General features: G+C 62.7%; 1 protein-coding gene. It reads left to right on the top strand.

Going from position 1 to position 249, the window contains the following annotated elements; translation table 11 throughout:
- Nucleotides 1-31: 31 nt before the first annotated feature.
- Nucleotides 32-169: a DDE-type integrase/transposase/recombinase gene (locus EII42_RS13670; RefSeq protein ID WP_370318129.1), complete on the top strand. Its 138-nt coding sequence runs from the start codon at nucleotides 32-34 to the stop codon at nucleotides 167-169.
- Nucleotides 170-249: the final 80 nt, after the last annotated feature.

The raw sequence follows: 249 nt of genomic DNA, 5'->3' as shown, positions 1-249 counted from the left end.
CGAGCGTAACTTCACCGCCGAGCGGCCAAACGTGAAGTGGGTGGGAGACATGACCGAGATCCCCACAGCCGGTGGGAAGCTGTATCTGGTCACCGTGATTGATCTCTACGCACGGCGCCTGCTTGGTGCCGCCACTGGCCTGCACCCAAACGCGGAGCTGGCGTGCTGAGCGATCAAGATGGCCGTCGCGGCGCGTGGTGGTGCCGATGTCGTTAACGAGCTTGGGTGGCGTGAAGACGAAATGAAGCG

Origin of the sequence: Tessaracoccus sp. OH4464_COT-324, assembly GCF_003932855.1 — a bacterium.
Taxonomy (GTDB): domain Bacteria; phylum Actinomycetota; class Actinomycetes; order Propionibacteriales; family Propionibacteriaceae; genus Arachnia.
This window is presented reverse-complemented; position numbering and strand designations above follow the sequence as displayed.